Raw genomic sequence first — 23,363 nt, forward strand, 5'->3', positions numbered from 1 at the left:
CCTCAATCGTGCGCAAGGTGCTCATCGCCAACCGTGGCGAAATCGCTGTCCGCGTGGCCCGGGCCTGCCGGGACGCCGGGATCGCGAGCGTGGCCGTCTACGCCGACCCGGACCGGGACGCTCTGCATGTCCGCGCCGCGGATGAGGCGTTCGCCCTGGGCGGTGACACCCCGGCCACCAGCTATCTCGTCATCGACAAGATCCTGAACGCCGCCCGCGAGTCCGGCGCGGACGCGATCCACCCCGGCTACGGCTTCCTGTCCGAGAACGCCGAGTTCGCGCAGGCCGTGCTGGACGCCGGGCTGATCTGGATCGGCCCGCCGCCGCAGGCGATCCGCGACCTGGGTGACAAGGTCGCCGCCCGCCACATCGCCCAGCGTGCCGGCGCCCCCCTGGTCGCCGGTACACCCGACCCGGTGTCGGGTGCGGAGGAGGTCGTGGCCTTCGCCCGCGAGCACGGCCTGCCGATCGCGATCAAGGCCGCCTTCGGCGGCGGCGGGCGCGGCCTGAAGGTCGCCCGCACCCTCGAAGAAGTCCCCGAACTCTACGACTCCGCCGTCCGCGAGGCGGTCGCCGCGTTCGGGCGTGGCGAGTGCTTCGTCGAGCGGTACCTGGACCGGCCGCGGCACGTGGAGACGCAGTGCCTGGCCGACAAGCACGGCAACGTCGTCGTGGTCTCCACCCGTGACTGCTCCCTGCAGCGCCGCCACCAGAAACTGGTCGAGGAAGCCCCCGCCCCGTTCCTGTCCGAGGAACAGATGGCGGAGCTGTACCGGGCGTCGAAGGCCATCCTGAAGGAGGCCGGTTACGAGGGCGCGGGCACGTGTGAGTTCCTCGTCGGGCAGGACGGCACGATCTCCTTCCTGGAGGTCAACACCCGCCTACAGGTCGAGCACCCGGTCACCGAGGAGGTCGCCGGCATCGACCTCGTGCGCGAGATGTTCCGCATCGCCGACGGTGAGGAACTGGGCTACGACGACCCGGTGCTGCGCGGTCACTCCTTCGAGTTCCGGATCAACGGCGAGGACCCGGGCCGGGGCTTCCTGCCCGCCCCCGGCACCGTCACCACCTTCGAGGCACCTTCCGGCCCCGGTGTGCGGCTGGACGCCGGTGTCGAGGCAGGCAGTGTGATCGGCCCGGCCTGGGACTCGCTGCTGGCCAAGCTGATCGTGACCGGCCGCACCCGCAAGGAGGCCCTTGAGCGGGCCGCCCGCGCGCTGGAGGAGTTCCGTGTCGAGGGCATGGCCACCGCCATTCCCTTCCACCGCAAGGTCGTCACCGACCCCGCCTTCGCCCCCGAACTGACCGGCTCCGACGAGCCGTTCACGGTCCACACCCGGTGGATCGAGACCGAGTTCGTCAACGACATCAAGCCCTTCACCGCCCCGGCCGATGCCGAGACCGACGAGGAGTCGGCCCGCGAGACGGTCGTGGTCGAGGTCGGCGGCAAGCGCCTGGAGGTCTCCCTCCCGGCGTCCCTGGGCATGAGCCTGGCCCGTACCGGCCTCGCGGCCGGGGCCAAGCCCAAGCGGCGCGCGGCGAAGAAGTCCGGCCCCGTCGCCTCCGGCGACACCCTGACCTCTCCCATGCAGGGCACCATCGTCAAGATCGCCGTCGAGGAGGGCCAGGAAGTCAAGGAAGGCGACCTCGTCGTCGTCCTGGAGGCCATGAAGATGGAACAGCCCCTCAACGCCCACAAGGCCGGCACCATCAAGGGCCTGACCGCCGAAGTCGGCGCCTCCCTCACCTCCGGCGCCGCCATCTGCGAGATCAAGGACTGAACCGAGATCGAGGACTGAACCGCAGCCGTACGGCGGTGAACCGAGTCGGCCCCTGGCGCACGTCGCCGGGGGCCGGCCGCGTTCCGGGGCGCTCCGCCCCGGCGCGGCGGCGGCGCACACCCTGGCCACCGTCGTCCGCGGCCTCGCCGTCCGGGCCGGTCAGCGCCGTCGGAGATCCGCCACGCGCCCGCGTTCGGCCGGGGTCGGTTCGGGCAGCGCCGTGGTGGAGCGGAGCGGGGAGGCGCCCGGTACGTGACTCCTGCGGGGTCCCGGCAGGGAGGTGCGGCGGCCCGCCGGGACCTGGTCACCCCCCGGGTTTCCGCTCGCCCCCGCAACGGCGATCTGGACGCCCTGGTCGGCGAGGGCCTGCAGTTCGGTGACCGCGCGGTCGTCGTGGGGCGGGGGCTCGTCGGTGACCAGGCGGGTGATCAGGTCCGTCGGCACGGTCTGGAACATCGTGTCCGTGCCGAGCTTGGTGTGGTCGGCGAGGACCACGACCTCCGCGGCGGCCTGGACGAGGGCCCGGTCGACGGATGCCGAGAGCATGTTGGAGGTGGACAGGCCGCGTTCGGCGGTCAGGCCGCTTCCGGAGAGGAAGGCCCTGGAGACGCGCAGCCCCTGGAGGGACTGCTCGGCGCCGGAGCCGACGAGGGCGTAGTTGGAGCCGCGCAGGGTGCCCCCGGTCATCACGACCTCCACCCGGTTGGCGTGGGCGAGCGCCTGGGCCACCAGCAGGGAGTTGGTGACGACCGTCAGGCCCGGCACGCGCGCGAGGCGGCGGGCCAGCTCCTGCGTGGTCGTACCGGCCCCGACCACGATGGCCTCGCCCTCGTCGACGAGGCCGGCGGCGAGGTCGGCGATGGCCGTCTTCTCGGCGGTCGCGAGGTGCGACTTCTGCGGGAAGCCGGACTCCCGCGTGAACCCGCCCGGCAGTACCGCACCGCCGTGGCGGCGGTCGAGGAGTCCTTCTGCCTCCAGCGCGCGCACGTCCCGCCGTACGGTCACTTCGGAGGTCTGGACGACGCGGGCGAGCTCACGGAGCGACACGGCACCGTTCGCTCGCACCATTTCGAGGATCAATTGGCGACGTTCAGCAGCGAACACGAAACTGACAGTAACCCCAGCGACCGTCTGCTTTCAGCAGTTTGCGGCGAATAGCAGAAGTTGTTCGCAGTGTGGGACGCGAAGTGGTATAGGGCGCCGATCGGTGCGGTTTCGCCACCCGTCGGCGCCCCGACCCGCGTGACCGGCGGGAACCCCGGCCGGAGCCGTCAGCCCTCCGCGCTCGCCTTGCGGGTGTGCAGCTGCCGGGCGACCTCCGCGATCGACCCCGAAAGGGAGGGGTACACGGTGAAGGCGTTCGCGATCTGTTCGACCGTCATATTGTTGTCGACGGCGATCGAGATGGGGTGGATCAGTTCCGAGGCGCGCGGCGCCACCACGACACCGCCGACGACGATCCCGGTGCCCGGCCGGGAGAAGATCTTCACGAAGCCGTCCCGGATGCCCTGCATCTTGGCGCGCGGGTTGCGCAGCAGCGGCAGCTTGACCACGCGCGCGTCGATCTTGCCCGCGTCGACGTCCGCCTGCGTGTAGCCGACGGTCGCGATCTCGGGGTCCGTGAAGACGTTGGAGGAGACCGCCTTCAGGTCCAGCGGGGCCACCGCGTCGCCCAGGAAGTGGTACATGGCGATCCGCCCCTGCATGGCGGCCACGGAGGCGAGGGCGAAGACACCGGTCACGTCGCCGGCCGCGTAGACGCCGGGGGCGGTGGTGCGCGACACCTTGTCGGTCCAGATGTGCCCGGACTCGCGCAGCTTGACGCCGGCCTCCTCCAGGCCCAGGCCCGCGCTGTTCGGGATGGCGCCGACGGCCATCAGGCAGTGGGTGCCGGTGATGACCCGGCCGTCGGCCAGCGCCACCTCGACCCGGTCGCCGACGCGCTTGGCGGACTGCGCGCGGGAGCGGGCCATGACGTTCATGCCGCGGCGCCGGAAGACGTCCTCCAGCACGGCGGCGGCGTCCGGGTCCTCGCCGGGCAGCACGCGGTCGCGGGAGGAGACCAGGGTGACCTTGGAGCCGAGGGCCTGGTAGGCACCGGCGAACTCGGCGCCGGTGACGCCGGAGCCGACCACGATCAGCTCTTCCGGCAGCTCGGTGAGGTCGTAGACCTGGGTCCAGTTCAGGATGCGCTCGCCGTCGGGGCGGGCGTCGGGCAGCTCGCGGGGGTGGCCGCCGGTGGCGATGAGGACGGCGTCGGCGGTGAGGGTCTCCTCGGTGCCGTCGGCGGCGGTGACGACGACCTTGCGGGACCCGTCCAGGGCCTGCATGCCCTCCAGCCGGCCGCGCCCGCGCATGACGCGGGCGCCGGCGCGCGTGACGGACGCGGTGATGTCGTGGGACTGGGCGAGCGCCAGGCGCTTGACCCGGCGGTTGACCTTGCCGAGGTCCACCCCGACCACCCGGGCCGACCGCTCCAGCGGCGGGGTGTCGTCGGCCACGATGATCCCCAGCTCCTCGTAGGAGGAGTCGAAGGTGGTCATCACCTCGGCCGTAGCGATAAGGGTCTTCGACGGCACGCAGTCGGTCAGCACCGACGCTCCGCCCAGACCGTCGCAGTCGACGACGGTCACCTCCGCGCCGAGCTGGGCGGCCACCAGGGCCGCCTCGTATCCGCCGGGTCCGCCACCGATGATCACGATCCGAGTCACGTACTCCATTGTCCCGCACGCTTCAAGGTGCCACTGCCCGGGGGCGCCGCCGGGTCGCTCCTGTGACGGGCGGGGCGCGCGGGACGTCTGCCGTACCCTCTCCCCATGTCGCTCTATGCCGCCTACGCCGGCAATCTCGACGCGCGTCTGATGTCCCGCCGCGCCCCGCACTCCCCGCTGCGCGCCACCGGCTGGCTCAACGGCTGGCGGCTGACCTTCGGCGGCGAGCAGCTCGGCTGGGAGGGCGCGCTGGCGACGATCGTCGAGGACCCGCTGGCCCAGGTGTTCGTCGGCCTGTACGACATCGCGCCGATGGACGAGGAGTCGCTCGACCGGTGGGAAGGGGTGGGGCTGGACCTGTACCGCCGGGTCCGGGTGCGCGCGCACACCTTGGACGGCGAGGAGCCGGCCTGGGCCTACGTCCTCAACGGCTACGAGGGCGGGCTGCCGTCGGCGCGCTATCTGGGCGAGATCGCCGACGCGGCGGAGTCGGCGGGCGCCCCGCACGACTATGTGATGGAACTCCGCAAGCGCCCCTGCTGAGACCGGCACCCCGCCCCTTACCTCCGGTTTCGTCCGCCCTTTGTGGAAAACGACAAGGCAACGGACACAAACCCGTGTGCTCTGTCATCTACGCGCGTAGGCGAAGAGCGGTTACCCTCATCGGCGTGAACGCATCTCTTCTTCCGGACGACATCCAGGGCGACCCCTACGCCGCCGCCGACGCCGCCGCCGCGCGCCTGCGCGCCCTCACCGGCGCCGAGACCCACGACGTCGCCCTCGTGATGGGCTCCGGCTGGGCTCCGGCCGTCGACGCGCTGGGCGCCCCCGACGCCGAGTTCCAGGTCACCGAGCTGCCCGGCTTCCCGCCGCCGGCCGTCGAGGGGCACGGCGGCAAGGTCCGCTCGTACTCCTTCGGTGACAAGCGCGCCCTGGTCTTCCTGGGCCGCACCCACTACTACGAGGGCCGTGGCGTCGCGGCGGTCGCGCACGGCGTGCGCACCGCGGTCGCGGCCGGCTGCAAGACCGTGGTGCTCACCAACGGCTGCGGCGGTCTGCGCGAGGGCATGCGCCCCGGCCAGCCGGTGCTGATCAGCGACCACATCAACCTCACGGCGACGTCCCCGATCGTCGGCGCGAACTTCGTCGACCTGACGGACCTGTACTCGCCGCGCCTGCGCGCCCTGTGCAAGGAGATCGACCCCACGCTGGAGGAGGGCGTCTACGCCCAGTTCCCCGGCCCGCACTACGAGACCCCGGCCGAGATCCGCATGGCCCGCGTCATCGGCGCGGACCTGGTCGGTATGTCCACCGTCCTGGAGGCCATCGCCGCGCGCGAGGCGGGCGCCGAGGTGCTGGGCATCTCCCTGGTGACCAACCTGGCCGCGGGCATGACCGGCGAGCCCCTCAACCACGAGGAGGTCCTCCAGGCCGGCCGCGACTCGGCGGCCCGGATGGGCCAGCTGCTGGCGCAGGTGCTGGGCAAGCTGTAAGCGGACGCGGGCGCCGCGGCGCCGGTGACGGGACCCCCGTCCGCCCGCTCGTCCGACGGTTCCGGACGGGCGGGCGGACGGGGTCCGGGGGCGAAGCCCCGAGCGACGACTAGGAGAGGTTGATCCCAAGGTGCACGACGATCTCATCGCCCGGGCCAAGGCCTGGCTCGCCGAGGATCCCGACCAGGAGACCCGCGACGAACTGGCCGGGCTGATCGACGCCGGCGACACGGCGGAGCTGGCGGACCGCTTCGCCGGCACGCTCCAGTTCGGCACGGCGGGCCTGCGCGGCGAACTCGGCGCCGGCCCCATGCGCATGAACCGCAGCGTCGTCATCCGCGCCGCCGCCGGCCTCGCCGCGTACCTGAGGAAGCAGGGGCAGGGCGACGGCCTGGTGGTCATCGGCTACGACGCCCGGCACAAGTCGGCCGACTTCGCCCGGGACACCGCCGCCGTGATGACCGGCGCCGGCCTGCGCGCGGCCGTGCTCCCCCGCCCGCTGCCCACCCCCGTGCTGGCCTTCGCGATCCGCCACCTCGGCGCGGTGGCCGGCGTGGAGGTCACCGCCAGCCACAACCCGCCCCGGGACAACGGCTACAAGGTCTACCTGGGCGACGGCTCCCAGATCGTGCCGCCCGCGGACGCGGAGATCGCCGCCGAGATCGACGCCATCGCCTCCCTGCACGACGTACCGCGCCCGGACGCCGGCTGGGAGGTCCTGGACGACTCGGTCCTGGACGCCTATCTGGCCCGTACCGACGCCGTTCTCTCGGCGGACTCCCCGCGCACCGCCCGCACGGTCTACACGGCCATGCACGGCGTCGGCAAGGACGTGCTGCTGGCCGCCTTCGCCCGGGCCGGGTTCCCCGAGCCGGTGCTGGTCGCCGAGCAGGCCGAGCCGGACCCGGACTTCCCGACGGTCGCCTTCCCGAACCCGGAGGAGCCGGGCGCGATGGACCTGGCGTTCGCCCGGGCCCGGGCCACCGGACCGGACCTGGTCATCGCCAACGACCCGGACGCCGACCGCTGCGCGGTGGCCGTCAAGGACGGCGCCGACTGGCGGATGCTGCGCGGCGACGAGGTCGGCGCCCTGCTCGCCGCCCACCTGGTCCGCCGCGGCGCGACCGGCACCTTCGCCGAGTCGATCGTCTCCTCCTCGCTGCTCGGCCGGATCGCCGGCAAGGCGGGGCTGCCCTACGAGGAGACCCTGACCGGCTTCAAGTGGATCGCCCGCGTGGACGGCCTGCGCTACGGCTACGAGGAGGCCCTCGGCTACTGCGTGGACCCCGAGGGCGTGCGCGACAAGGACGGCATCACCGCCGCGCTGCTGATCACCGAGCTGGCGTCGGTGCTGAAGGAGGAGGGCCGCACCCTCCTCGACCTGCTCGACGACCTCGCCGTGGAGCACGGCCTGCACGCCACCGACCAGCTGTCGGTGCGGGTGAAGGACCTGTCGCTGATCGCGGACGCGATGCGCCGGCTGCGCGAGCGGCCGCCGGCCGAGCTGGCCGGCCTGCCCGTCGTGCGGGCCGAGGACCTGGCCCGCGGCTCCGAGAGCCTGCCGCCCACCGACGGCCTGCGCTACACCCTGGACGGCGCCCGGGTCGTCGTCCGCCCCAGCGGCACCGAGCCGAAGCTGAAGTGCTACCTGGAGGTCGTCGTCCCGGTCTCCGCACCGGAGGGCCTGCCGGCCGCCCGCGCCCGCGCGAACGAGCTGCTGGCCGCGGTCAAGCGCGACCTGTCGGCGGCCGCCGGCATCTGAGCCACCACGCGCCTGAGGGTGCCCGCGCCTCCTGGCACGGGCACCCTCAGCTGCGTCCCGGCGGACCCGAAGGTCCGGTCCCGCTCAGCCGGTCGCCAGCAGGATCGCCAGCAGCACCGCTCCCGCGACCGCCGGCGCCATCACCTCGTAAGCCCACCGCACGCCGGCCTCCCCTTGCGCGGATTCGGCAGCGCCGTGCTGTTCCAGGAGGTCGCGCAGGTCGTCCATCACCTTGTCGGTCTCGGCGCGGGTCGGCCCCGTGTCCGGGCCGCGCAGGGAGAACCCTCCGAAGCCCGGGCCGGCCGGCCCGAGCCCGCCGCCCCGGCCGCCCGGCGTCCCGCCGCGGGCCGCGTCCGCCGCCGCCCGCTGCTGCCGGCGGGCCGCCTTCTTGCGGGCGCGCAGCGAGACCGGGATCGCCCACAGCTGGTACTTGGTGCCGGACTTGGTGAGGACTTCGTTGGTGTAGCCGGAGCGCAGACCGGCGACCTCCCCCCAGGGCAGGGTGATCACCCGGAACGGGTTGCGTACGCGCAGCCGTTCCTCGTTGGCGAAGACCGCCGGGCGGAGCGTGAAGGCGAGGATGAGCGGCACGACCAGGATCAGGCCGGCCAGCGCCAGCCACGGGGTGCGGCCATGGCCCTTGAACAGCGCGTCGAAGCCCAGCCAGAGCACGACCAGGAGCAGCAGCACGCCCCCCGCGAGCCCCAGGGGTGAGCGGTAGATCCGGTCCTTGCCTGCGGGCACCGGAGGCTGTGACGCGGGTGACGGGTGGTCCGGGGTGGTCATGGGCCGAATTCTGCCCCACACCCACGGCACTCCCCAGCCCCGCCCGGATTCCCTCCGCCTCCGCCTACGGCACCCCGGCCTCGCCCGGACACCACCGAGCCCGCTCACAGCACGCCCCGGCCTTACCCGGCGCCCCCGCCGACGGCACCCGGTCCGCCCGGAATCCTCCGCCTGCGCACCCCGCGCGGCTCGTCCGGCGCCCGGGTCGCCCGTGCGGCGAACGCCGCCGTCCCCCGTGCGGCAGCCGCCTCCGTCTCCCTGTGGCAGGCCCCGCCCCGTGTCCGCCGTCCCGGGGCTTCCCATCCGCTACGCGCGTAGATATGCTCGTCTGGTGACCATGCCCACTACCGCATCCTCAGCCCACGTTCTCTCGGACGTCGCCGCGTCCGACAGCACGCTGCGCCGCTTCCTGCACGGGCTGCCCGGCGTCGACGCGGTCGGCCTGGAGGCGCGCGCCGCGTCCCTCGGCACCCGCTCCATCAAGACCACCGCGAAGGCGTACGCCATCGACCTCGCCATCTCGATGGTCGACCTGACGACGCTGGAAGGCGCGGACACCCCGGGCAAGGTCCGGGCGCTCGGCGCCAAGGCGGTCCACCCCGACCCCACGGACCGTACGACCCCGACGACGGCCGCGGTCTGCGTGTACCCCGACATGGTGGCCGTCGCCAAGGAGGCCGTCGCCGGCTCCGGTGTGAAGGTCGCCTCGGTGGCCACCGCCTTCCCGGCCGGCCGGGCCGCGCTCGACGTGAAGCTGGCCGACGTCCGTGAGGCCGTCGCCGCCGGCGCCGACGAGATCGACATGGTCATCGACCGGGGCGCCTTCCTGGCCGGCCGGTACCTGAAGGTGTACGACGAGATCGTCGCCGTGAAGGAGGCCTGCGGGACGAGCGCCCGGCTGAAGGTCATCTTCGAGACCGGCGAGCTGTCGACGTACGACAACATCCGCCGCGCCTCCTGGCTCGGCATGCTGGCCGGCGCCGACTTCATCAAGACCTCCACCGGCAAGGTGGCCGTCAACGCGACCCCCGCGAACACCCTGCTGATGCTGGAGGCGGTGCGCGATTTCCGGGCGCAGACCGGTGTCCAGGTCGGTGTGAAGCCGGCCGGCGGCATCCGCACCAGCAAGGACGCGATCAAGTTCCTGGTGCTGGTCAACGAGACCGCGGGCGCGGACTGGCTGGACAACCACTGGTTCCGCTTCGGTGCCTCCTCGCTCCTCAACGACCTGCTGATGCAGCGCCAGAAGCTGGCCACGGGCCGCTACTCCGGCCCCGACTACGTAACGGTGGACTGAACCATGGCATTCGAGTACGCTCCCGCGCCCGAATCGCGCGCGATCGTCGACATCGCCCCGTCGTACGGCCTGTTCATCGATGGGGAGTTCGTCGAGAGCTCGGGTGGGGAGCTCAACAAGACGGTCTCTCCGGCCACCGAGGAAGTACTCGCCGAGTACACCCAGGCCACCGCGGAAGACGTCGACCGGGCGGTCAAGGCCGCCCGCAAGGCGTTCGAGAAGTGGTCGGCGCTGCCCGGCTCCGAGCGCGCCAAGTACCTGTTCCGCATCGCCCGGATCATCCAGGAGCGCAGCCGCGAGCTGGCCGTCCTGGAGACGCTGGACAACGGCAAGCCGATCAAGGAGACCCGCGACGCGGACCTCCCGCTGGTCGCCGCGCACTTCTTCTACTACGCGGGCTGGGCGGACAAGCTCGACCACGCCGGTTTCGGCGCGAACCCGCGGCCGCTGGGCGTCGCGGGCCAGGTCATCCCCTGGAACTTCCCCCTGCTCATGCTGGCGTGGAAGATCGCCCCGGCACTGGCGACCGGCAACACGGTCGTCCTGAAGCCGGCCGAGACCACCCCGCTGTCGGCCCTGTTCTTCGCGGACATCTGCCGCCAGGCCGGCCTGCCCAAGGGTGTGGTCAACATCGTGACCGGTGACGGCCGGACAGGCGCCGCGCTGGTCGCCCACCCGGACGTGAACAAGGTGGCGTTCACCGGTTCCACGGCCGTCGGCAAGGAGATCGCCCGCACGGTCGCCGGTACGGCGAAGAAGCTGACGCTCGAACTGGGCGGCAAGGGCGCCAACATCGTCTTCGACGACGCGCCGCTGGACCAGGCCGTCGAGGGCATCGTGAACGGCATCTTCTTCAACCAGGGCCAGGTCTGCTGCGCGGGCTCCCGCCTGCTGGTGCAGGAGTCGGTCCAGGAGGAGCTGCTGGACGCCCTCAAGCGCCGGCTGTCCACGCTCCGCCTCGGCGACCCGCTGGACAAGAACACCGACATCGGCGCGATCAACTCCGCCGAGCAGCTGGCCCGGATCACCGCGCTGGCCGAGCGGGGCGAGGCGGAGGGCGCGGAGCGCTGGTCCCCGGCCTGCGAACTGCCCGCCTCCGGCTACTGGTTCGCCCCGACGCTGTTCACGAACGTCACCCAGGCGCACACCATCGCCCGGGAGGAGATCTTCGGCCCGGTGCTGTCGGTCCTCACCTTCCGTACGCCCGACGAGGCCGTCGCCAAGGCCAACAACACCCAGTACGGCCTGTCGGCCGGCATCTGGTCCGAGAAGGGCTCGCGCATCCTGGCCGTCGCGAACAAGCTGCGCGCCGGTGTCGTCTGGTCCAACACGTTCAACAAGTTCGACCCGACCTCGCCGTTCGGCGGTTACAAGGAGTCGGGCTTCGGCCGCGAGGGCGGCCGCCACGGCCTGGAGGCGTACCTCGATGTCTGACCGTTTGAGTGTCTTCAAGACCTACAAGCTGTACGTCGGCGGGAAGTTCCCGCGTTCCGAGAGCGGCCGGGTGTACGAGGTGACGGACTCGAAGGACAACTGGCTGGCCAACGCCCCCCTCTCGTCCCGCAAGGACGCCCGGGACGCGGTGGTCGCCGCGCGCAAGGCGTTCGGCGGCTGGTCCGGCACGACCGCCTACAACCGCGGCCAGGTCCTCTACCGCGTCGCGGAGATGCTGGAGGGCCGGCGCGAGCAGTTCACGCGCGAGGTGGCCGACGCGGAGGGCCTGTCGAAGTCGAAGGCGGCGGCCGTCGTGGACGCGACGGTCGACCGCTGGGTCTGGTACGCGGGCTGGACCGACAAGATCGCCCAGGTGACCGGCGGCGCCAACCCGGTCGCGGGCCCGTACTTCAACCTCTCCTCCCCGGAGCCGACCGGTGTGGTCGCCGTCGTGGCCCCGCAGGAGTCGTCCTTCCTCGGTCTGGTGTCGGTCGTGGCCCCGGTGATCGCCACCGGCAACACGGCGGTCGTGATCGCCTCCGAGAAGGCCCCCCTGCCGGCCCTGTCCCTGGGCGAGGTGCTCGCCACGTCCGACGTCCCGGGCGGTGTCGTCAACGTCCTGTCCGGCCGTACGGCGGAGCTCGCGGCGCCCCTGGCCGCGCACCAGGACGTCAACGCGATCGATCTCGCGGGGGCGGACGAGGCGCTGGCGAAGGAGCTGGAGATGGCGGCGGCCGACAACCTCAAGCGGGTGCTGCGTCCACAGCCTGTGGACTACTTCGAGACGCCCGGCATCGACCGGATGACGGCGTTCCTGGAGACGAAGACGGTGTGGCACCCGACGGGGTCGCTGGGTGCCGGAGGGTCTTCCTACTGACGGGGTCCCGGCGGGGAACCGCGACCGGCTGTCGAGTGCGGGTCGTTCGTGGCTTGTCGCGCGGTTCCCCGCGCCCCTTCGGGGGCGCTTTCAGTGACCCAGGGCTCCCAGGAACTGGCCCAGCACGGGGACGCTCCCCAGCGACCGGGCCTGGGCCAGCGGGCGGGTCAGCATCTGCGTGCCGACCGGCTGGAAGTCGGCCACCTGGGTGCCGACGCCGTTGTCCAGCGGGTCGACGCCCGTACCCGCCAGCGGGTTGGGCTTGAGGCCGGCGACCGGGCCGGTGACGTAGCCGACGATGCCCGTCAGGGCGCGCAGGCCGGCCTCGGGGTCGATGCTGCCGGTGTCGACCGGGCGGTAGGTCACTCCCGCGCCGGAGACCGTCTCGGCGGACGCCGTGGCCGCCCCCGCGCCCAGGGCCGCGCCGGCGGCGGCGAGGACGACCAGGGCGCGCTGCGCGGCGGAGTGCTGGGGAGAGGCGTGTCGTGCCATCGTTGTGCCACCTTCTGCTGCACTGGGTAATCGTGTCGGCACGAAGGGTAGTTGAGGCGGGGCTCACGCTCAAAAGCCGACCCGCGGGGTCGGCAGGCGGGCCGGCATGCGTCAAACTGGTGTTCCGTGAGCATTCATCCCCCGTCTCCCGCCCGTGTCGTGCTGCTGTGCGGCCCCTCGGGCTCGGGCAAATCCCTCGTCGCCGCCCGCTCCGGGCTTCCCGTGCTGCGCCTGGACGACTTCTACAAGGAGGGCGACGACCCGACTCTGCCGCTGGTGGAGGGGAGTTCGGACATCGACTGGGACCACCCGCGGTCCTGGGACGCGGACGTCGCGGTCGAGGCCATCGCCCGGTTGTGCGCCACGGGGTCGACGCCGGTGCCGGTGTACGACATCGCGCTGAGCGCCCGTACCGGCGAGGAGACGCTGCGCATCGGCCGTACCCCGCTGTTCATCGCGGAGGGCATCTTCGCCGCGGAGATCGTCGGGCGCTGCCGTGAGCTGGGGGTGCTGGCGGACGCGCTGTGCCTGTCGCGCGGCGCCTTCACCACCTTCCGGCGGCGCTTCCTGCGCGATCTGAAGGAGGGCCGCAAGTCGGTGCCGTTCCTGCTGCGCCGCGGCTGGCGGCTGATGCGCGCGGAGCGGTCGATCATCGCCCGCCAGGTGTCCCTCGGCGCGCACCGCTGCGACCGGGACGAGGCGCTGGGCCGGCTGGCGGCAGCGGCGGCGGGCCGTCAGGTGCGGCAGCGGACGCCGGCCTGAGCGTCGTACCGGACACGGCGGCCGCCGGGCGGCGGGCATGCGAAACGGGACTGGCCGGTCCCCCCGGTCCGCCAGTCCCGTTCCTGTTTCTCCCCGTGTTCCCCCGTGTTCTCCCGTGGGCCCACCACCCCCAGTGGTCCCCCGGTGTCCCCCGTGTTTCCCCCCTCGGGCCACTCCCCGGGTGGCCCTGCCTTCAGGCGACCAGTTCGCCGAAGGCAGTCTCCTCGTCCCGGCCGAAGCTGAGGACCTCGTCGTCGCGCAGGCGGCGCAGCGAGCGCCAGATGCTGGACTTCACCGTGCCGACGCTGATGCCGAGGATGTCGGCGATCTCCGGGTCCGTGCGGCCCTCGTAGTAGCGCAGGACCAGCATGGTGCGCTGGAGTTCGGGCAGCCGGGCCAGCGCCTGCCACAGGACCGCGCGCAGCTCGGTGCCGCGCATCGCGTCCGTCTCGCCGGGCGTCTCCGGCAGTTCCTCGGTCGGGTACTCGTTGAGCTTGCGCCGCCGCCAGGCACTGATGTGCAGGTTCGTCATGGTGCGGCGCAGGTATCCGCCGACCGCGGCCTTGTCGCTGATCCGGTCCCACGCCCGGTACGTCGAGAACAGCGCGCTCTGCAGCAGGTCCTCGGCCTCGTGACGGTCGCCGGTCAGGTGGTAGGCGGTGGCGTACAGGGAGGCGCGGCGCTCCTGGACGTAGGCGGTGAACTCCGCCTCCGACAGCGAACGGCGCTCCCCCGGGACCTCCCGGTACGCGGTTCCCCCGTGCGTTTCCCCCGTGTGCGCGTCAACCACCGACATGTAGGCCGGGTGCTGACGCCCGGTGCCGCGAGCGCACCCCCGCCCGCTCACGGCACCGGACTTCTCTGACCCCCGGTGCACGTCGTGCAGACGCGTGACCACTGCGCTGGTGCTGATGCTGTGCAGCGTGTTCATCTCGCGCTCCCCGTCGTGGACTTCCGGTGAATCGGTCTTGCCGGACCGGCTCGGCTCCCCGTCCGGCCCGTGACGAAAAGCCTGCCGAAGCGACTTCATGGCCGTGTCCGCCGACTGTCACAGACCTGTCACAGGGGTCCGGCGGTGCTCCGGCCGGGCCGGTCACCCGTCGCGCACGGTGCGTGGCGGTGCGCGAGGAGGGGTACGGGCCGGTCGTACGACACCCCGTCCATGGGCCAGAATGAGGCCGTGCCTTCCCTGTTGCTGATCGAGGACGACGACGCCATCCGCACGGCCCTGGAGCTCTCCCTGACGCGCCAGGGACACCGGGTGGCCACCGCTGCCAGCGGCGAGGACGGTCTGAAGCTGCTGCGCGAGCAGCGGCCGGACCTGATCGTGCTGGACGTGATGCTGCCCGGCATCGACGGGTTCGAGGTCTGCCGCCGCATCCGGCGCACCGACCAGCTCCCGATCATCCTGCTGACCGCGCGCAGCGACGACATCGACGTCGTGGTCGGGCTGGAGTCGGGGGCCGACGACTACGTCGTCAAGCCGGTGCAGGGCCGGGTGCTGGACGCCCGGATCCGGGCCGTGCTGCGGCGCGGCGAGCGTGAGTCCAGCGACTCGGCGACCTTCGGCAACCTCGTCATCGACCGTTCGGCAATGACGGTCACGAAGAACGGCGAGGACCTCCAGCTGACCCCGACCGAGCTGCGGCTGCTGCTGGAGCTGAGCCGGCGGCCCGGTCAGGCACTGTCCCGGCAGCAGTTGCTGCGGCTGGTGTGGGAGCACGACTACCTGGGCGACTCGCGCCTGGTCGACGCGTGTGTGCAGCGGCTGCGCGCCAAGGTCGAGGACGTCCCGTCGTCCCCGACGCTGATCCGTACCGTCCGTGGTGTCGGCTACCGCCTGGACGCCCCTCAGTGACTGGTACCCGAGGAAGGCTGCGCGGCTGGGCCGCGGGGCGTGGCAAGAGTCTGTCGCGGCTGCGGTTCACCAGTCTGCGGCTGCGCTTGGTGGTGGTGTTCGCGCTGGTCGCGCTCACCGCCGCGGTGTCGGCGTCGGGCATCGCCTACTGGCTGAACCGGGAGGCGGTGCTCACCCGCGCCCAGGACGCGGTGCTGCGCGACTTCCGGCAGGAGATGCAGAACCGCGCGGGCGCGCTGCCCGAGCACCCCAGCCAGGACCAACTCCAGCGCGCGGCGGGGCAGATGGCGGCCAGCAGCCAGCGCTTCAGCGTGCTGCTGGTCGCCACGGACGCCGACGGCAAGACGGTGTACGGCAATTCGGGCGGCATCAACGGCTTCGCGCTGGAGGACGTGCCGTCGTCGCTGCGCGCGGCGGTGACCGAGCGGCAGCGGGTGACCGACCAGAACAAGGAGCCGTACCACCTGTACTGGCAGCGGGTCGTGGACCACGGCACGCCGTTCCTGGTCGCCGGGACGCGCGTCATCGGCGGCGGCCCGACCGGCTACATGGCGAAGTCGCTGGAGCCGGAGGCCAAGGACCTCAACTCGCTGGCCTGGTCGCTGGGCATCGCCACCGGGCTCGCGCTGATCGGCGCCGCGCTGCTCGCGCAGGCCGCCGCCACGACCGTGCTGAAGCCGGTGCACCGGCTCGGGGTGGCCGCGCGGCGGCTCGGCGAGGGCAGGCTGGACACCCGGCTGCGGGTCTCCGGCACCGACGAACTCGCCGATCTGTCGCGGACGTTCAACAACGCGGCCGAGGCGCTGGAGAAACGGGTCGCGGAGATGGCCGCGCGGGACGAGGCGTCCCGCCGGTTCGTCGCCGACATGTCGCACGAGCTGCGCACCCCGCTCACCGCCATCACCGCCGTCACGGAGGTGCTGGAGGAGGAGCTGGAGGCGGAGACCGGCAGCATGGACCCGATGATCGAGCCCGCGGTCCGGCTGGTGGTCAGCGAGACGCGGCGGCTGAACGACCTGGTCGAGAACCTGATGGAGGTCACCCGCTTCGACGCGGGCACCGCCCGGCTGGTCCTGGACGACGTCGACGTCGCCGACCAGATCACCGCCTGCATCGACGCCCGGGCCTGGCTGGACGCGGTCGAGCTGGACGCCGAGCGCGGCATCCACGCCCGGCTGGACCCGCGCCGGCTGGACGTGATCCTCGCCAACCTGATCGGCAACGCGCTCAAGCACGGCGGGTCGCCGGTGCGGGTGTCGGTGCGGGAGGCGGAGGACTCGGTGGAGATCCGGGTCCGCGACCACGGGCCGGGCATCCCTCAGGAGGTCCTGCCGCACGTCTTCGACCGCTTCTACAAGGCGAGCGCCTCCCGGCCGCGCTCCGAGGGCAGCGGGCTCGGCCTGTCCATCGCCCTGGAGAACGCCCACATCCACGGCGGCGAGATCACCGCCGCCAACTGTGCCGAGGGCGGCGCGGTGTTCACGCTCCGGCTGCCCCGGGACGCCTCACTGCTGACCGAGCAGGAGGGCGAGGACGGCGAAGGCGGCGGAAACGGCAAGGAAGGCACGGGCGGCACGGGCGGCAAGGACGCGAAGGCCGAGCGGGACGGCGCGGGGAAGGAGCGGGCATGACGATACGACGCCTGGTGGCGCTGCCCCTCCTCGCCGCGCTGCTCACCGGCTGCGGCATCCGGGCCACGGAGGTGCCGACCGACTTCGGTGCGGCGCCGTCCCGGGTGCCGTGCTCGCTGACCGGACCGGACCGTGCGACGCAGTCCTCGCACGGAGTGCCGGTGCAGGTCTTCCTGCTGTGCGGGGCGTCCCTGGTCGCGGTGGACCGCACGGTGCCGGTCCCGGAGGGCACCCCGGACGCCAAGCGCCGGGTGATCGTGGCACAGGGGCTGCTGGACCAGCTCGCCGCGTCCCCGTCGGCCGCGGAGCGCTCCGCGGGCTATACGACGTACGTGCCGGGCGGACTCGGCGTGCGCGGGCCCGGCCCGAAGGACCCCGAGGACGCGCTCCGGCTCAGCACGGCGCCCTCGCGCCTGACCGCCTACGCCCTGGCCCAGCTGGTGTGCACGCTGTCCGACTCGGCGGCCACCGAGGGCGACGGCTCGGTCATCCTGGGCGGCCCGGACGCGGGCCCGCTACGGCGGTACGAGTGCACGGACGAGGTCCGCGAGCGCCCGGCCGGCACCCAGCCACCGTCCAGCGAGGTCACGGGGTAGCAGGCGGGCGGTCCGCCCGGCGACCCCTACGGGTGTTTCCCTACGGGTGTCCGACGGTGTGGGCATGTCGGCGGCCGTCGGCGTGCCGTGGCGTGTGGCGTGTGGCGTGTGGCGTGTGGCGTGTGGCGTGTGGCGTGTGGCGTGTGGCGTGTGGCGTGTGGCGTGCCGGAACGTCGTCGCGGCGGAGGCGTAACGTTTCCACCCGGAACCGTTCCGCCCCATGGCCGCGTCTAGGGGGGCGTGCAGCGTCAAGGCTCCATCGGCGGCAACGCCGCGATCCGCATCCGTGTGACGGGGGGTGTCCTCCTCGCCACGCACCTAGCCCTCGTCGCCTGGCTGATGCTGCGCCCCCTGGACGTCCCCTGGGTGACGCCCCCGAATCTGCGCCCGCTGGCCGGCATCCGGGCCGATCTGGCGCTGGGCTGGCCCGGGGCCGCCCGGCCGCTCGGCGAGGGGCTCGGGCTGCTCGCCCCGCTGGGCGTGCTGCTGCCGGCGGCGCACGGCAGGCTCACCGTCTCCCCGCTCGCCTCGCTGCTCAGGACGGCCGCGGCCGGCGCGCTGATCTCCCTGGGCATCGCCCTGTTGCAGACCGGGGTGCCGGGCCGGGTGGTGGACGTCGACTCGCTGCTGCTGAACACGGCGGGGGTCGTGCTGGCCCACCTGGCCGTCGTACCGGCGGGCCGCTCCTGGCTGCGCCGGCGGGCGGAGCGGGAACCGGCGGCCGCGGCCGGCCCGGCCGTCAGCATCACGGAGGAGCTGTCTCAGGGCCGTACCCCGACGATTCCCAGGGTCGGGATCGCCCCTTAGAGTGATGCTTCGTCGCCTTCGTCCGCCTACCGTGGATGGCAGTTGAGGGGGCTCGCCCAGGGCCCCGCCACCGGCTCGGGAGCGAGCCGACGACCCACGGAGGAGCCGACATGGCCGCCCTTTCCCGCCCCACCCAAGGCCGCGTGATCGGCGGAGTCTGCGCCGGACTGGCCCGGCGCTTCGGCACGTCGGCCACGACGATGCGGGTGATCTTCCTGGTGTCCTGCCTGCTGCCGGGCCCGCAGTTCCTGCTGTACATAGCGCTGTGGCTGCTGCTGCCGTCCGAGGACAAGGCCCGCACCGCCTGGTGACGCGCGGACCCGCCCGGTGAGCGGTGGGGGCCCGAGCACACCACGGGGGCGCGTCCGGACCTGCCGGAGCGCCCCGCGTGTCCCGCGGCGGCCGGGATCAGCCGAGCGGGAGCCCGTTGACCGGGGTGCCCTTCGTGGGCAGGCCCTTGACCGGCAGTCCGCCGAGCAGGCCGGCGACCGGCTTGGTCGGGCTCTCGGCCACGGCGCGGTCGGCGACGGGCTGCGCGGCGACCAGCCCCTTGCGGGCGGCCGGCACCGCCGCGGCGGCACCGCGCTTGGCCAGGGGCTTGAGCGTCTTCACCGCTCCGCTGTCGGGCAGCGCGTCCACCACCTGCTCGGGCGGCAGCAGCTTCGTGACGGTGTCCAGGGTGTGGGCGGCGTCCGGGGCGGCCGGGGCCGCGTTGGCCGCGCCCGCGCCGACGGCGGCGACGGCGGCGCCCAGGGCGGCGACACCGAGGGTCTTGGCAGCAGACTGCTTCATGGTGCATGCGTCCTTGCGTGCGGAGACGGGGATCACGAACGATCTGAGCGGTCCACGACCGTAAACACCGCACACCATCCACCGCAAACACCGAAATACGGACACCACGGAAAGGTGCGCCCGCGTTCCACACCGTCCGACCTACGGAGGTCAGTCCCCCGAGGGGCAGGAACCGCTGGTAGACGCGGTCTGCCGGACCAGCCATTCGGATTTCAGTTCGGCATATCCCGGTGTGACGACACCGTTGATCATCGCGAGTCTTTCATCGAAAGGAATGAACGCCGATTTCATCGCATTGACGGAAACCGTGCGGAACGCCGACCGGCGCTTTTCCGTCGATACGCAACGGTGACCCGCCGTACGGGTTTCGTATACCGCCCCTTCTGACACTGTTCTGTCATGGGACAGCAAGCGACGCCGGTGCGAACGGCCAGGCTGGGGAAGGCGGTCGGCCCGGCGCCGGCACCGGTGTGCGGAGCGGTGCTGCTGCTCCCCGACGGCCAGGAGGTCTCCACCCGTCCGCCGTCCCCCGTGCGGCCCCTCTCCCTGATCCGCTCCCTGGGCCGCGCCCTCGCCCGCGCGGGCCGCGCCGAGGGATTGGCGGTGCACCGCGTCCGCTACCGCTACCGCGGCTGGAACGGCGGCGAGGCGCACCTGGCAGCGGACGCCGAGTGGGCCGCCGAAGAGGTCGTACGCCGCTACGGCGATGTCCCCGTGTGCCTGGTCGGCGTCGACATGGGCGGCCGGGCGGCACTGCGCTCCGGTGGTCACGAGGCCGTCAACTCCGTGGTGGCGCTGGCCCCCTGGCTCCCGGAGGACGACGTGGCCGCTCCCGCCGAACCGGTGAAGCAACTGATGGGCCGCCGGGTCCTGATCGCCCACGGCACGAACGACGAGCGCACCGACCCGGAGCTGTCCTTCCGCTACGCGGCGCGGGCGAAGAAGGCGAACCGCGAGGTGTGCCGCTTCGAGGTCCACTCCGACGGCCACGCACTGCACGGCCACCGCTCCGAAGTCCTCGCCCTCACCTGCGACTTCGTTCTGGGTGCCCTGTTCGGCCACCCCGTCTCCCGCCCGGTGGAGGACGCCCTGGCGGCTCCCCCGCCGATCGGCCTGCGGATGCCGCTGGCGGCGGGGTTCGGGCGGTCGTTGCGGCGGTAGCGGGCGGTCGTTGCGACGGTGGCGCCGGGGCTCAGCGGAACTCGTGCACCAGCCGGATCCGGCCGACGATATGCGCGTTGAACTCGTCCAGCTCCTCGGCCGGCACCCACAGTTCCAGGATCGTGCGTCCGCCGGCCTGCCGGACCGGGTACCTGCGCAGGAAGCCGGAGTCGACGTCGAAGCGGGTGACGAAGCCGGCGCCGTCGTGCTTGACGTTCCAGTCGCGCGCGATCTTCACGGCGTACTCCTCGTTGAGCACCGGGTAGAAGATCGGCTGCTCGGGAAGCCGGGGCGGCCAGGCACGCCAGTCCAGCTCGCGCACCAGTTCCAGTTCCCTGGGGCCGGTGGGGCGCCACAGGGTCGTCGTCGCTCGCGGGCTGGTCATGGGAATCGCTCCTCGTCACGGCGACCGGTCGTACGGCCGGCCGGGGCCGACGGTACCGACGGCCGGCGCGCGGCGACCACCGGGTTTCCCCTGCGGTCGCCGCGCGCGGAAAGCTGCATCAGCTGCGGGTGGGTGCACGGCAGGTCGAGGCTTCGGTCCCCGCACGCGGGTTGGAGCCCCGCCGGTGTCTAGGCGGCCGGACTCCCGTCACGGTCGGTCCCCGCACGCGGGCTGGAGCCCCTCAGGGCAGGAGGTTGCCCCGTCTCGACAGCAGGAACTTCTTGAACGCCGCCACCGGCGGGGTGTCCGGGCGGCCGGCCAGCCACGCCACGCCGATCTCCCGGACCGCTCGCGGGGCCGTCACCGTCAGTTCGACCACGCCGGGGCGGGGGACCGTCGGCGGGGGCAGCAGCGCCACGCCGAGACCGGCCGCGACCAGGCCCCGCAGGGTTTCGGCCTCCTCGCCCTCGAACGCGACCCGCGGCCGGAAGCCCGCCCGGCGGCACAGGTCGTCCGTGATGCGGCGCAGGCCGTAGCCGGGCTCCAGGGTGACGAAGGTTTCCTCGGCCGCCTCGGCCAGGCGGATGCGGCGGCGGGCGGCCAGCCGGTGGTCCGCGGGGACGACCAGGCGCAGCTTCTGCTCGTCCAGGCGGCGGGCGACCAGGTCGGGGGCGTCGGGCACCGGCGAGGTGAGGCAGAGGTCCAGCTCGCCGGCGCGCAGCCGCTCCAGCATCGCCTCGCCGTAGTTCTGGACCAGGCTGAAGCGGACGCGCGGGTGGTCGGCGCGGAAGGCGTGCAGCAGGCCGGGCACGGTCTCCGCGCCCATGGTGTGCAGGAAGCCGAAGGCGACCTTGCCGGTGGCCGGGTCGGCGTCCGCGCGGACCTCCTCGGCGGCCCGTTCGACCTCGGCGAGGGCCCGCTCGACGGAGGCGAGGAAGGTGCGCCCGGCGGTGGTCAGGGAGACCGTGCGGCCGTGCCGGGCGAACAGCTCGACGCCCAGGTCCCGTTCCAGGCGGGCCATCGCGCGCGAGAGGGTGGACTGGGGGACGTTCAGCTCCTGCGCGGCCCGGGTGACGTGCTCCGTGCGGGCCACCCCGGCGAAGTAGGCGAGGCGGGGCGCGAGCGACAGCGCCATGTCTTCTGTGTCACTGAACGGTGACAGCCGAGCCTGTGAGCTTCGCTGATGCGCCATGGGAACGATTATGGCCGTTCCATGCATTGGACGCATGAGCTGTGCCGTCCTTACCGTCGAGGCATGTCTCCCGCCAGTACCGGGGCGTCCACCAGCGTGGGCGCCGTACCGTCCGTTCCCGTCCCCGACTCCTCCGGCTCCGACGTCACCGGCTCCGACTCCCGTATGACCCCGGGCGGCCCCGGCTACCGCCGGATGAGCCTCGCCCTCTTCCTCGCCGGGGTCGCGACCTTCGCCCTGCTGTACTCCACCCAGGCTCTGCTGCCGCTGATCTCCGGGGAGTTCGGGGTCGCGGCGAGCGAGGCGAGCTGGACGGTGGCGGCGGCGACCGGCGGACTGGCCCTGTTCGTGCTGCCGATGAGCGCCCTGTCGGAGCGGTTCGGCCGCCGTACGGTGATGACGGCCTCGCTGGCCGTCGCCGTCACCGTCGGTCTGCTGGTGCCTTTCGCGCCGTCGATCGGCGCGCTGGTGGTGCTGCGGGGTGTGCAGGGCGCGGCGCTGGCCGGTCTGCCGGCCTCGGCCACGGCCTACCTGGCCGAGGAGGTCCGGCCGAAGGCGCTGGTCACCGCCATCGGGCTGTTCGTGGCGGGCAACAGCGTCGGCGGCATGAGCGGGCGGGTGATCACCGGCTGGGTCGCGCAGGAGTGGGGCTGGCGGGTCTCGGTCGGCGTCATCGGCGCCCTCGCGGTCGCGTGCGCGGTGGCGTTCCGGCTGCTGCTGCCCGCCCCGCGCCACTTCACGCCCGGCTCGCTGCGGCCCCGGGTCCTGCTCGGCACGGTCCGCGGCCACCTCGCCGACCCGCTGCTGCGCCGGCTGTACGCGATCGGCGCGCTGTTCATGACGGTGTTCGGCGGGGTCTACACGGTGATCGGCTACCGGTTGACGGCGGCGCCGTTCGGGCTGCCGCAGGGCATCGTGGGCTCGATCTTCCTGGTGTACCTGGTGGGCACGGTGTCGGCCTCGGCCGCGGGCCGGCTGGTGGGCCGGTTCGGCCGCCGGGGCGCGCTGTACCTGGCGGGCGGTACGACAGCGGCGGGGCTGCTGCTGTCGCTGGCCGCGTCGCTGCCGCTGGTCCTGCTGGGCCTGGTGCTGATCACGGCGGGCTTCTTCGCCGGGCACGCGGTGGCCTCCTCGGCGGTCGGCAAGACGGCCACGCACGGCCGCGCCCAGGCGTCGGCGCTGTACCAGTCGGCGTACTACATCGGCTCCAGCGTGGGCAGCACGGTCGGCGCGCTGGCCTTCCGCACGGGCGGCTGGGCGGGCACGGTCGGCGTCGGCCTGCTGGCGGTGCTGGGCGTGGTGGCGATCACCGTGCTCGGTTCGGTGGCGGCACGGCGGTCGGTGGGGAACCCCGCGCGGACTTCGGTACGGGCCACGGCGCACTGAGGCGTCCGCACAGGGGGCGAAGCGCCCTTGCGGAAGCCCTTGCGGAACCCCCTGCACCCGCCGGGCCGCAGGGTGCACGCGGCGCACGCCCACCGAGTCGGCGTGCGCCGCCCGGGTGCGCGGGGCGACCCCCGCGCACCGGGCATTTTCCGACTCCGGC

23 protein-coding genes and 1 pseudogene are annotated in these 23,363 nt (G+C 72.9%); 15 read left to right on the forward strand and 9 right to left on the reverse strand.

The annotated features are described in order from the left end of the window. The first annotated feature begins 8 nt into the window (after window positions 1–8). On the forward strand, window positions 9–1,781 hold the full coding sequence (locus Srubr_RS26975) for an acetyl/propionyl/methylcrotonyl-CoA carboxylase subunit alpha (protein ID WP_189993823.1): 1,773 nt from the start codon (window positions 9–11) through the stop codon (window positions 1,779–1,781). A 159-nt stretch (window positions 1,782–1,940) separates the two neighbouring features. On the opposite strand, the gene Srubr_RS26980 is transcribed toward Srubr_RS26975, so the two are convergent. Both Srubr_RS26980 and Srubr_RS26985 read right to left on the reverse strand, forming a co-directional pair. Further along, entirely contained in the window at window positions 1,941–2,885 is a 945-nt protein-coding gene (locus Srubr_RS26980; RefSeq protein WP_455432503.1) for a DeoR/GlpR family DNA-binding transcription regulator, read from the reverse strand. A 167-nt stretch (window positions 2,886–3,052) separates the two neighbouring features. Continuing rightward, entirely contained in the window at window positions 3,053–4,501 is a 1,449-nt protein-coding gene (locus Srubr_RS26985; RefSeq protein ID WP_189993827.1) for an NAD(P)H-quinone dehydrogenase, read from the reverse strand. A gap of 96 nt (window positions 4,502–4,597) precedes the next feature. Here Srubr_RS26985 and Srubr_RS26990 point away from each other — a divergent pair, with 96 nt between their 5' ends. The 3 genes from Srubr_RS26990 (at window position 4,598) to Srubr_RS27000 (ending at window position 7,747) form a co-directional block, all read left to right on the forward strand. After that, complete coding sequence (locus tag Srubr_RS26990) at window positions 4,598–5,035, forward strand: gamma-glutamylcyclotransferase (RefSeq protein WP_030789665.1); 438 nt, start codon at window positions 4,598–4,600, stop codon at window positions 5,033–5,035. Window positions 5,036–5,160: 125 nt separating this feature from the next. Beyond that, on the forward strand, window positions 5,161–5,985 hold the full coding sequence (locus tag Srubr_RS26995; RefSeq protein WP_189993829.1) for a purine-nucleoside phosphorylase: 825 nt from the start codon (window positions 5,161–5,163) through the stop codon (window positions 5,983–5,985). Window positions 5,986–6,115: 130 nt separating this feature from the next. Then, a complete protein-coding gene (locus tag Srubr_RS27000; RefSeq protein WP_189993831.1) occupies window positions 6,116–7,747 on the forward strand; it encodes a phospho-sugar mutase in 1,632 nt (543 codons plus the stop codon). Window positions 7,748–7,831: 84 nt separating this feature from the next. Here the strand turns inward: Srubr_RS27000 and Srubr_RS27005 are convergent, their stop codons facing one another. Continuing rightward, window positions 7,832–8,533 (reverse strand): PH domain-containing protein, encoded by a 702-nt coding sequence (locus tag Srubr_RS27005; RefSeq protein WP_189993833.1) that lies wholly within the window; start codon window positions 8,531–8,533, stop codon window positions 7,832–7,834. Between the two features lie 337 nt (window positions 8,534–8,870). Here Srubr_RS27005 and deoC point away from each other — a divergent pair, with 337 nt between their 5' ends. Genes deoC through Srubr_RS27020 form a run of 3 tightly spaced genes read left to right on the forward strand, consistent with a single transcriptional unit; the run spans window position 8,871 to window position 12,141 of the window. Next, the gene (gene deoC / locus Srubr_RS27010; protein WP_030789653.1) at window positions 8,871–9,830 is read left to right on the forward strand and encodes a deoxyribose-phosphate aldolase; all 960 of its coding nucleotides are present in this window, start codon (window positions 8,871–8,873) and stop codon (window positions 9,828–9,830) included. A gap of 3 nt (window positions 9,831–9,833) precedes the next feature. Beyond that, window positions 9,834–11,264 carry an aldehyde dehydrogenase family protein gene (locus Srubr_RS27015; RefSeq protein WP_189993835.1) on the forward strand — a complete coding sequence of 477 codons (1,431 nt, stop codon included), beginning with the start codon at window positions 9,834–9,836 and terminating at the stop codon, window positions 11,262–11,264. Then, entirely contained in the window at window positions 11,257–12,141 is an 885-nt protein-coding gene (locus Srubr_RS27020) for an aldehyde dehydrogenase family protein (protein WP_189993837.1), read from the forward strand. The genes Srubr_RS27015 and Srubr_RS27020 overlap by 8 nt, the downstream gene beginning before the upstream one ends. Before the next feature lie 90 nt (window positions 12,142–12,231). Here the strand turns inward: Srubr_RS27020 and Srubr_RS27025 are convergent, their stop codons facing one another. Beyond that, window positions 12,232–12,633: a hypothetical protein gene (locus tag Srubr_RS27025; RefSeq protein ID WP_189993839.1), complete on the reverse strand. Its 402-nt coding sequence runs from the start codon at window positions 12,631–12,633 to the stop codon at window positions 12,232–12,234. 126 nt (window positions 12,634–12,759) lie between these two features. Between Srubr_RS27025 and Srubr_RS27030 the strand changes: the two genes are divergently transcribed. Continuing rightward, entirely contained in the window at window positions 12,760–13,395 is a 636-nt protein-coding gene (locus Srubr_RS27030) for a uridine kinase family protein (RefSeq protein WP_229926615.1), read from the forward strand. 193 nt (window positions 13,396–13,588) lie between these two features. Here the strand turns inward: Srubr_RS27030 and Srubr_RS27035 are convergent, their stop codons facing one another. After that, a complete protein-coding gene (locus Srubr_RS27035) occupies window positions 13,589–14,326 on the reverse strand; it encodes a SigE family RNA polymerase sigma factor (RefSeq protein WP_189993841.1) in 738 nt (245 codons plus the stop codon). 249 nt (window positions 14,327–14,575) lie between these two features. Here Srubr_RS27035 and afsQ1 point away from each other — a divergent pair, with 249 nt between their 5' ends. The 5 genes from afsQ1 (at window position 14,576) to Srubr_RS27060 (ending at window position 18,598) form a co-directional block, all read left to right on the forward strand. After that, a complete protein-coding gene (gene afsQ1, locus Srubr_RS27040; RefSeq protein ID WP_106980762.1) occupies window positions 14,576–15,253 on the forward strand; it encodes a two-component system response regulator AfsQ1 in 678 nt (225 codons plus the stop codon). Continuing rightward, window positions 15,250–16,884: a sensor histidine kinase gene (locus Srubr_RS27045; RefSeq protein ID WP_373313460.1), complete on the forward strand. Its 1,635-nt coding sequence runs from the start codon at window positions 15,250–15,252 to the stop codon at window positions 16,882–16,884. The genes afsQ1 and Srubr_RS27045 overlap by 4 nt, the downstream gene beginning before the upstream one ends. Then, a complete protein-coding gene (locus Srubr_RS27050) occupies window positions 16,881–17,480 on the forward strand; it encodes a hypothetical protein (RefSeq protein WP_189993843.1) in 600 nt (199 codons plus the stop codon). The genes Srubr_RS27045 and Srubr_RS27050 overlap by 4 nt, the downstream gene beginning before the upstream one ends. A 240-nt stretch (window positions 17,481–17,720) precedes the next feature. Then, window positions 17,721–18,287, forward strand: a complete 567-nt coding sequence (locus tag Srubr_RS27055; protein WP_189993845.1) for a VanZ family protein — start codon at window positions 17,721–17,723, stop codon at window positions 18,285–18,287. Window positions 18,288–18,397: 110 nt separating this feature from the next. Beyond that, window positions 18,398–18,598: a PspC domain-containing protein gene (locus Srubr_RS27060; protein ID WP_189993847.1), complete on the forward strand. Its 201-nt coding sequence runs from the start codon at window positions 18,398–18,400 to the stop codon at window positions 18,596–18,598. Window positions 18,599–18,695: 97 nt separating this feature from the next. Here Srubr_RS27060 and Srubr_RS27065 read toward each other — a convergent pair whose 3' ends face one another. Beyond that, window positions 18,696–19,079: an ATP-binding protein gene (locus Srubr_RS27065; RefSeq protein ID WP_189993849.1), complete on the reverse strand. Its 384-nt coding sequence runs from the start codon at window positions 19,077–19,079 to the stop codon at window positions 18,696–18,698. Window positions 19,080–19,229: 150 nt separating this feature from the next. Beyond that, window positions 19,230–19,382, reverse strand: a pseudogene (locus Srubr_RS27070) (adenosine deaminase); the annotation flags it as partial. A 96-nt stretch (window positions 19,383–19,478) separates the two neighbouring features. Between Srubr_RS27070 and Srubr_RS27075 the strand changes: the two are divergent. Next, complete coding sequence (locus Srubr_RS27075; protein ID WP_189993851.1) at window positions 19,479–20,240, forward strand: dienelactone hydrolase family protein; 762 nt, start codon at window positions 19,479–19,481, stop codon at window positions 20,238–20,240. A 31-nt stretch (window positions 20,241–20,271) separates the two neighbouring features. Here Srubr_RS27075 and Srubr_RS27080 read toward each other — a convergent pair whose 3' ends face one another. Both Srubr_RS27080 and Srubr_RS27085 read right to left on the reverse strand, forming a co-directional pair. Beyond that, on the reverse strand, window positions 20,272–20,625 hold the full coding sequence (locus Srubr_RS27080) for a hypothetical protein (protein WP_189993853.1): 354 nt from the start codon (window positions 20,623–20,625) through the stop codon (window positions 20,272–20,274). A 241-nt stretch (window positions 20,626–20,866) separates the two neighbouring features. Beyond that, a complete protein-coding gene (locus tag Srubr_RS27085) occupies window positions 20,867–21,817 on the reverse strand; it encodes a LysR family transcriptional regulator (RefSeq protein ID WP_189993855.1) in 951 nt (316 codons plus the stop codon). 63 nt (window positions 21,818–21,880) lie between these two features. On the opposite strand from Srubr_RS27085, the gene Srubr_RS27090 reads away from it, so the two are divergent. Continuing rightward, on the forward strand, window positions 21,881–23,203 hold the full coding sequence (locus tag Srubr_RS27090; protein ID WP_189993857.1) for an MFS transporter: 1,323 nt from the start codon (window positions 21,881–21,883) through the stop codon (window positions 23,201–23,203). The last annotated feature ends 160 nt before the right edge of the window (window positions 23,204–23,363 follow it).

The sequence above is a fragment of the Streptomyces rubradiris genome, assembly GCF_016860525.1.
Classification (GTDB): domain Bacteria; phylum Actinomycetota; class Actinomycetes; order Streptomycetales; family Streptomycetaceae; genus Streptomyces; species Streptomyces rubradiris.

Excerpts from the sequence above, each read along its gene's own strand:
- Srubr_RS27020 (WP_189993837.1), top strand. The coding sequence starts at position 11,257 with ATGTCTGACCGTTTGAGTGTCTTCAAGACCTACAAGCTGTACGTCGGC.
- Srubr_RS26990 (WP_030789665.1), top strand. The coding sequence starts at position 4,598 with ATGTCGCTCTATGCCGCCTACGCCGGCAATCTCGACGCGCGTCTGATG.
- Srubr_RS27085 (WP_189993855.1), bottom strand. The coding sequence starts at position 21,817 with ATGGCGCATCAGCGAAGCTCACAGGCTCGGCTGTCACCGTTCAGTGAC.
- Srubr_RS27050 (WP_189993843.1), top strand. The coding sequence starts at position 16,881 with ATGACGATACGACGCCTGGTGGCGCTGCCCCTCCTCGCCGCGCTGCTC.
- Srubr_RS27035 (WP_189993841.1), bottom strand. The coding sequence starts at position 14,326 with ATGAACACGCTGCACAGCATCAGCACCAGCGCAGTGGTCACGCGTCTG.
- Srubr_RS27080 (WP_189993853.1), bottom strand. The coding sequence starts at position 20,625 with ATGACCAGCCCGCGAGCGACGACGACCCTGTGGCGCCCCACCGGCCCC.
- Srubr_RS27015 (WP_189993835.1), top strand. The coding sequence starts at position 9,834 with ATGGCATTCGAGTACGCTCCCGCGCCCGAATCGCGCGCGATCGTCGAC.
- Srubr_RS27075 (WP_189993851.1), top strand. The coding sequence starts at position 19,479 with ATGGGACAGCAAGCGACGCCGGTGCGAACGGCCAGGCTGGGGAAGGCG.
- deoC (WP_030789653.1), top strand. The coding sequence starts at position 8,871 with ATGCCCACTACCGCATCCTCAGCCCACGTTCTCTCGGACGTCGCCGCG.
- Srubr_RS27090 (WP_189993857.1), top strand. The coding sequence starts at position 21,881 with ATGTCTCCCGCCAGTACCGGGGCGTCCACCAGCGTGGGCGCCGTACCG.
- Srubr_RS27025 (WP_189993839.1), bottom strand. The coding sequence starts at position 12,633 with ATGGCACGACACGCCTCTCCCCAGCACTCCGCCGCGCAGCGCGCCCTG.
- Srubr_RS26985 (WP_189993827.1), bottom strand. The coding sequence starts at position 4,501 with ATGGAGTACGTGACTCGGATCGTGATCATCGGTGGCGGACCCGGCGGA.
- Srubr_RS27060 (WP_189993847.1), top strand. The coding sequence starts at position 18,398 with ATGGCCGCCCTTTCCCGCCCCACCCAAGGCCGCGTGATCGGCGGAGTC.
- Srubr_RS27005 (WP_189993833.1), bottom strand. The coding sequence starts at position 8,533 with ATGACCACCCCGGACCACCCGTCACCCGCGTCACAGCCTCCGGTGCCC.
- Srubr_RS27065 (WP_189993849.1), bottom strand. The coding sequence starts at position 19,079 with ATGAAGCAGTCTGCTGCCAAGACCCTCGGTGTCGCCGCCCTGGGCGCC.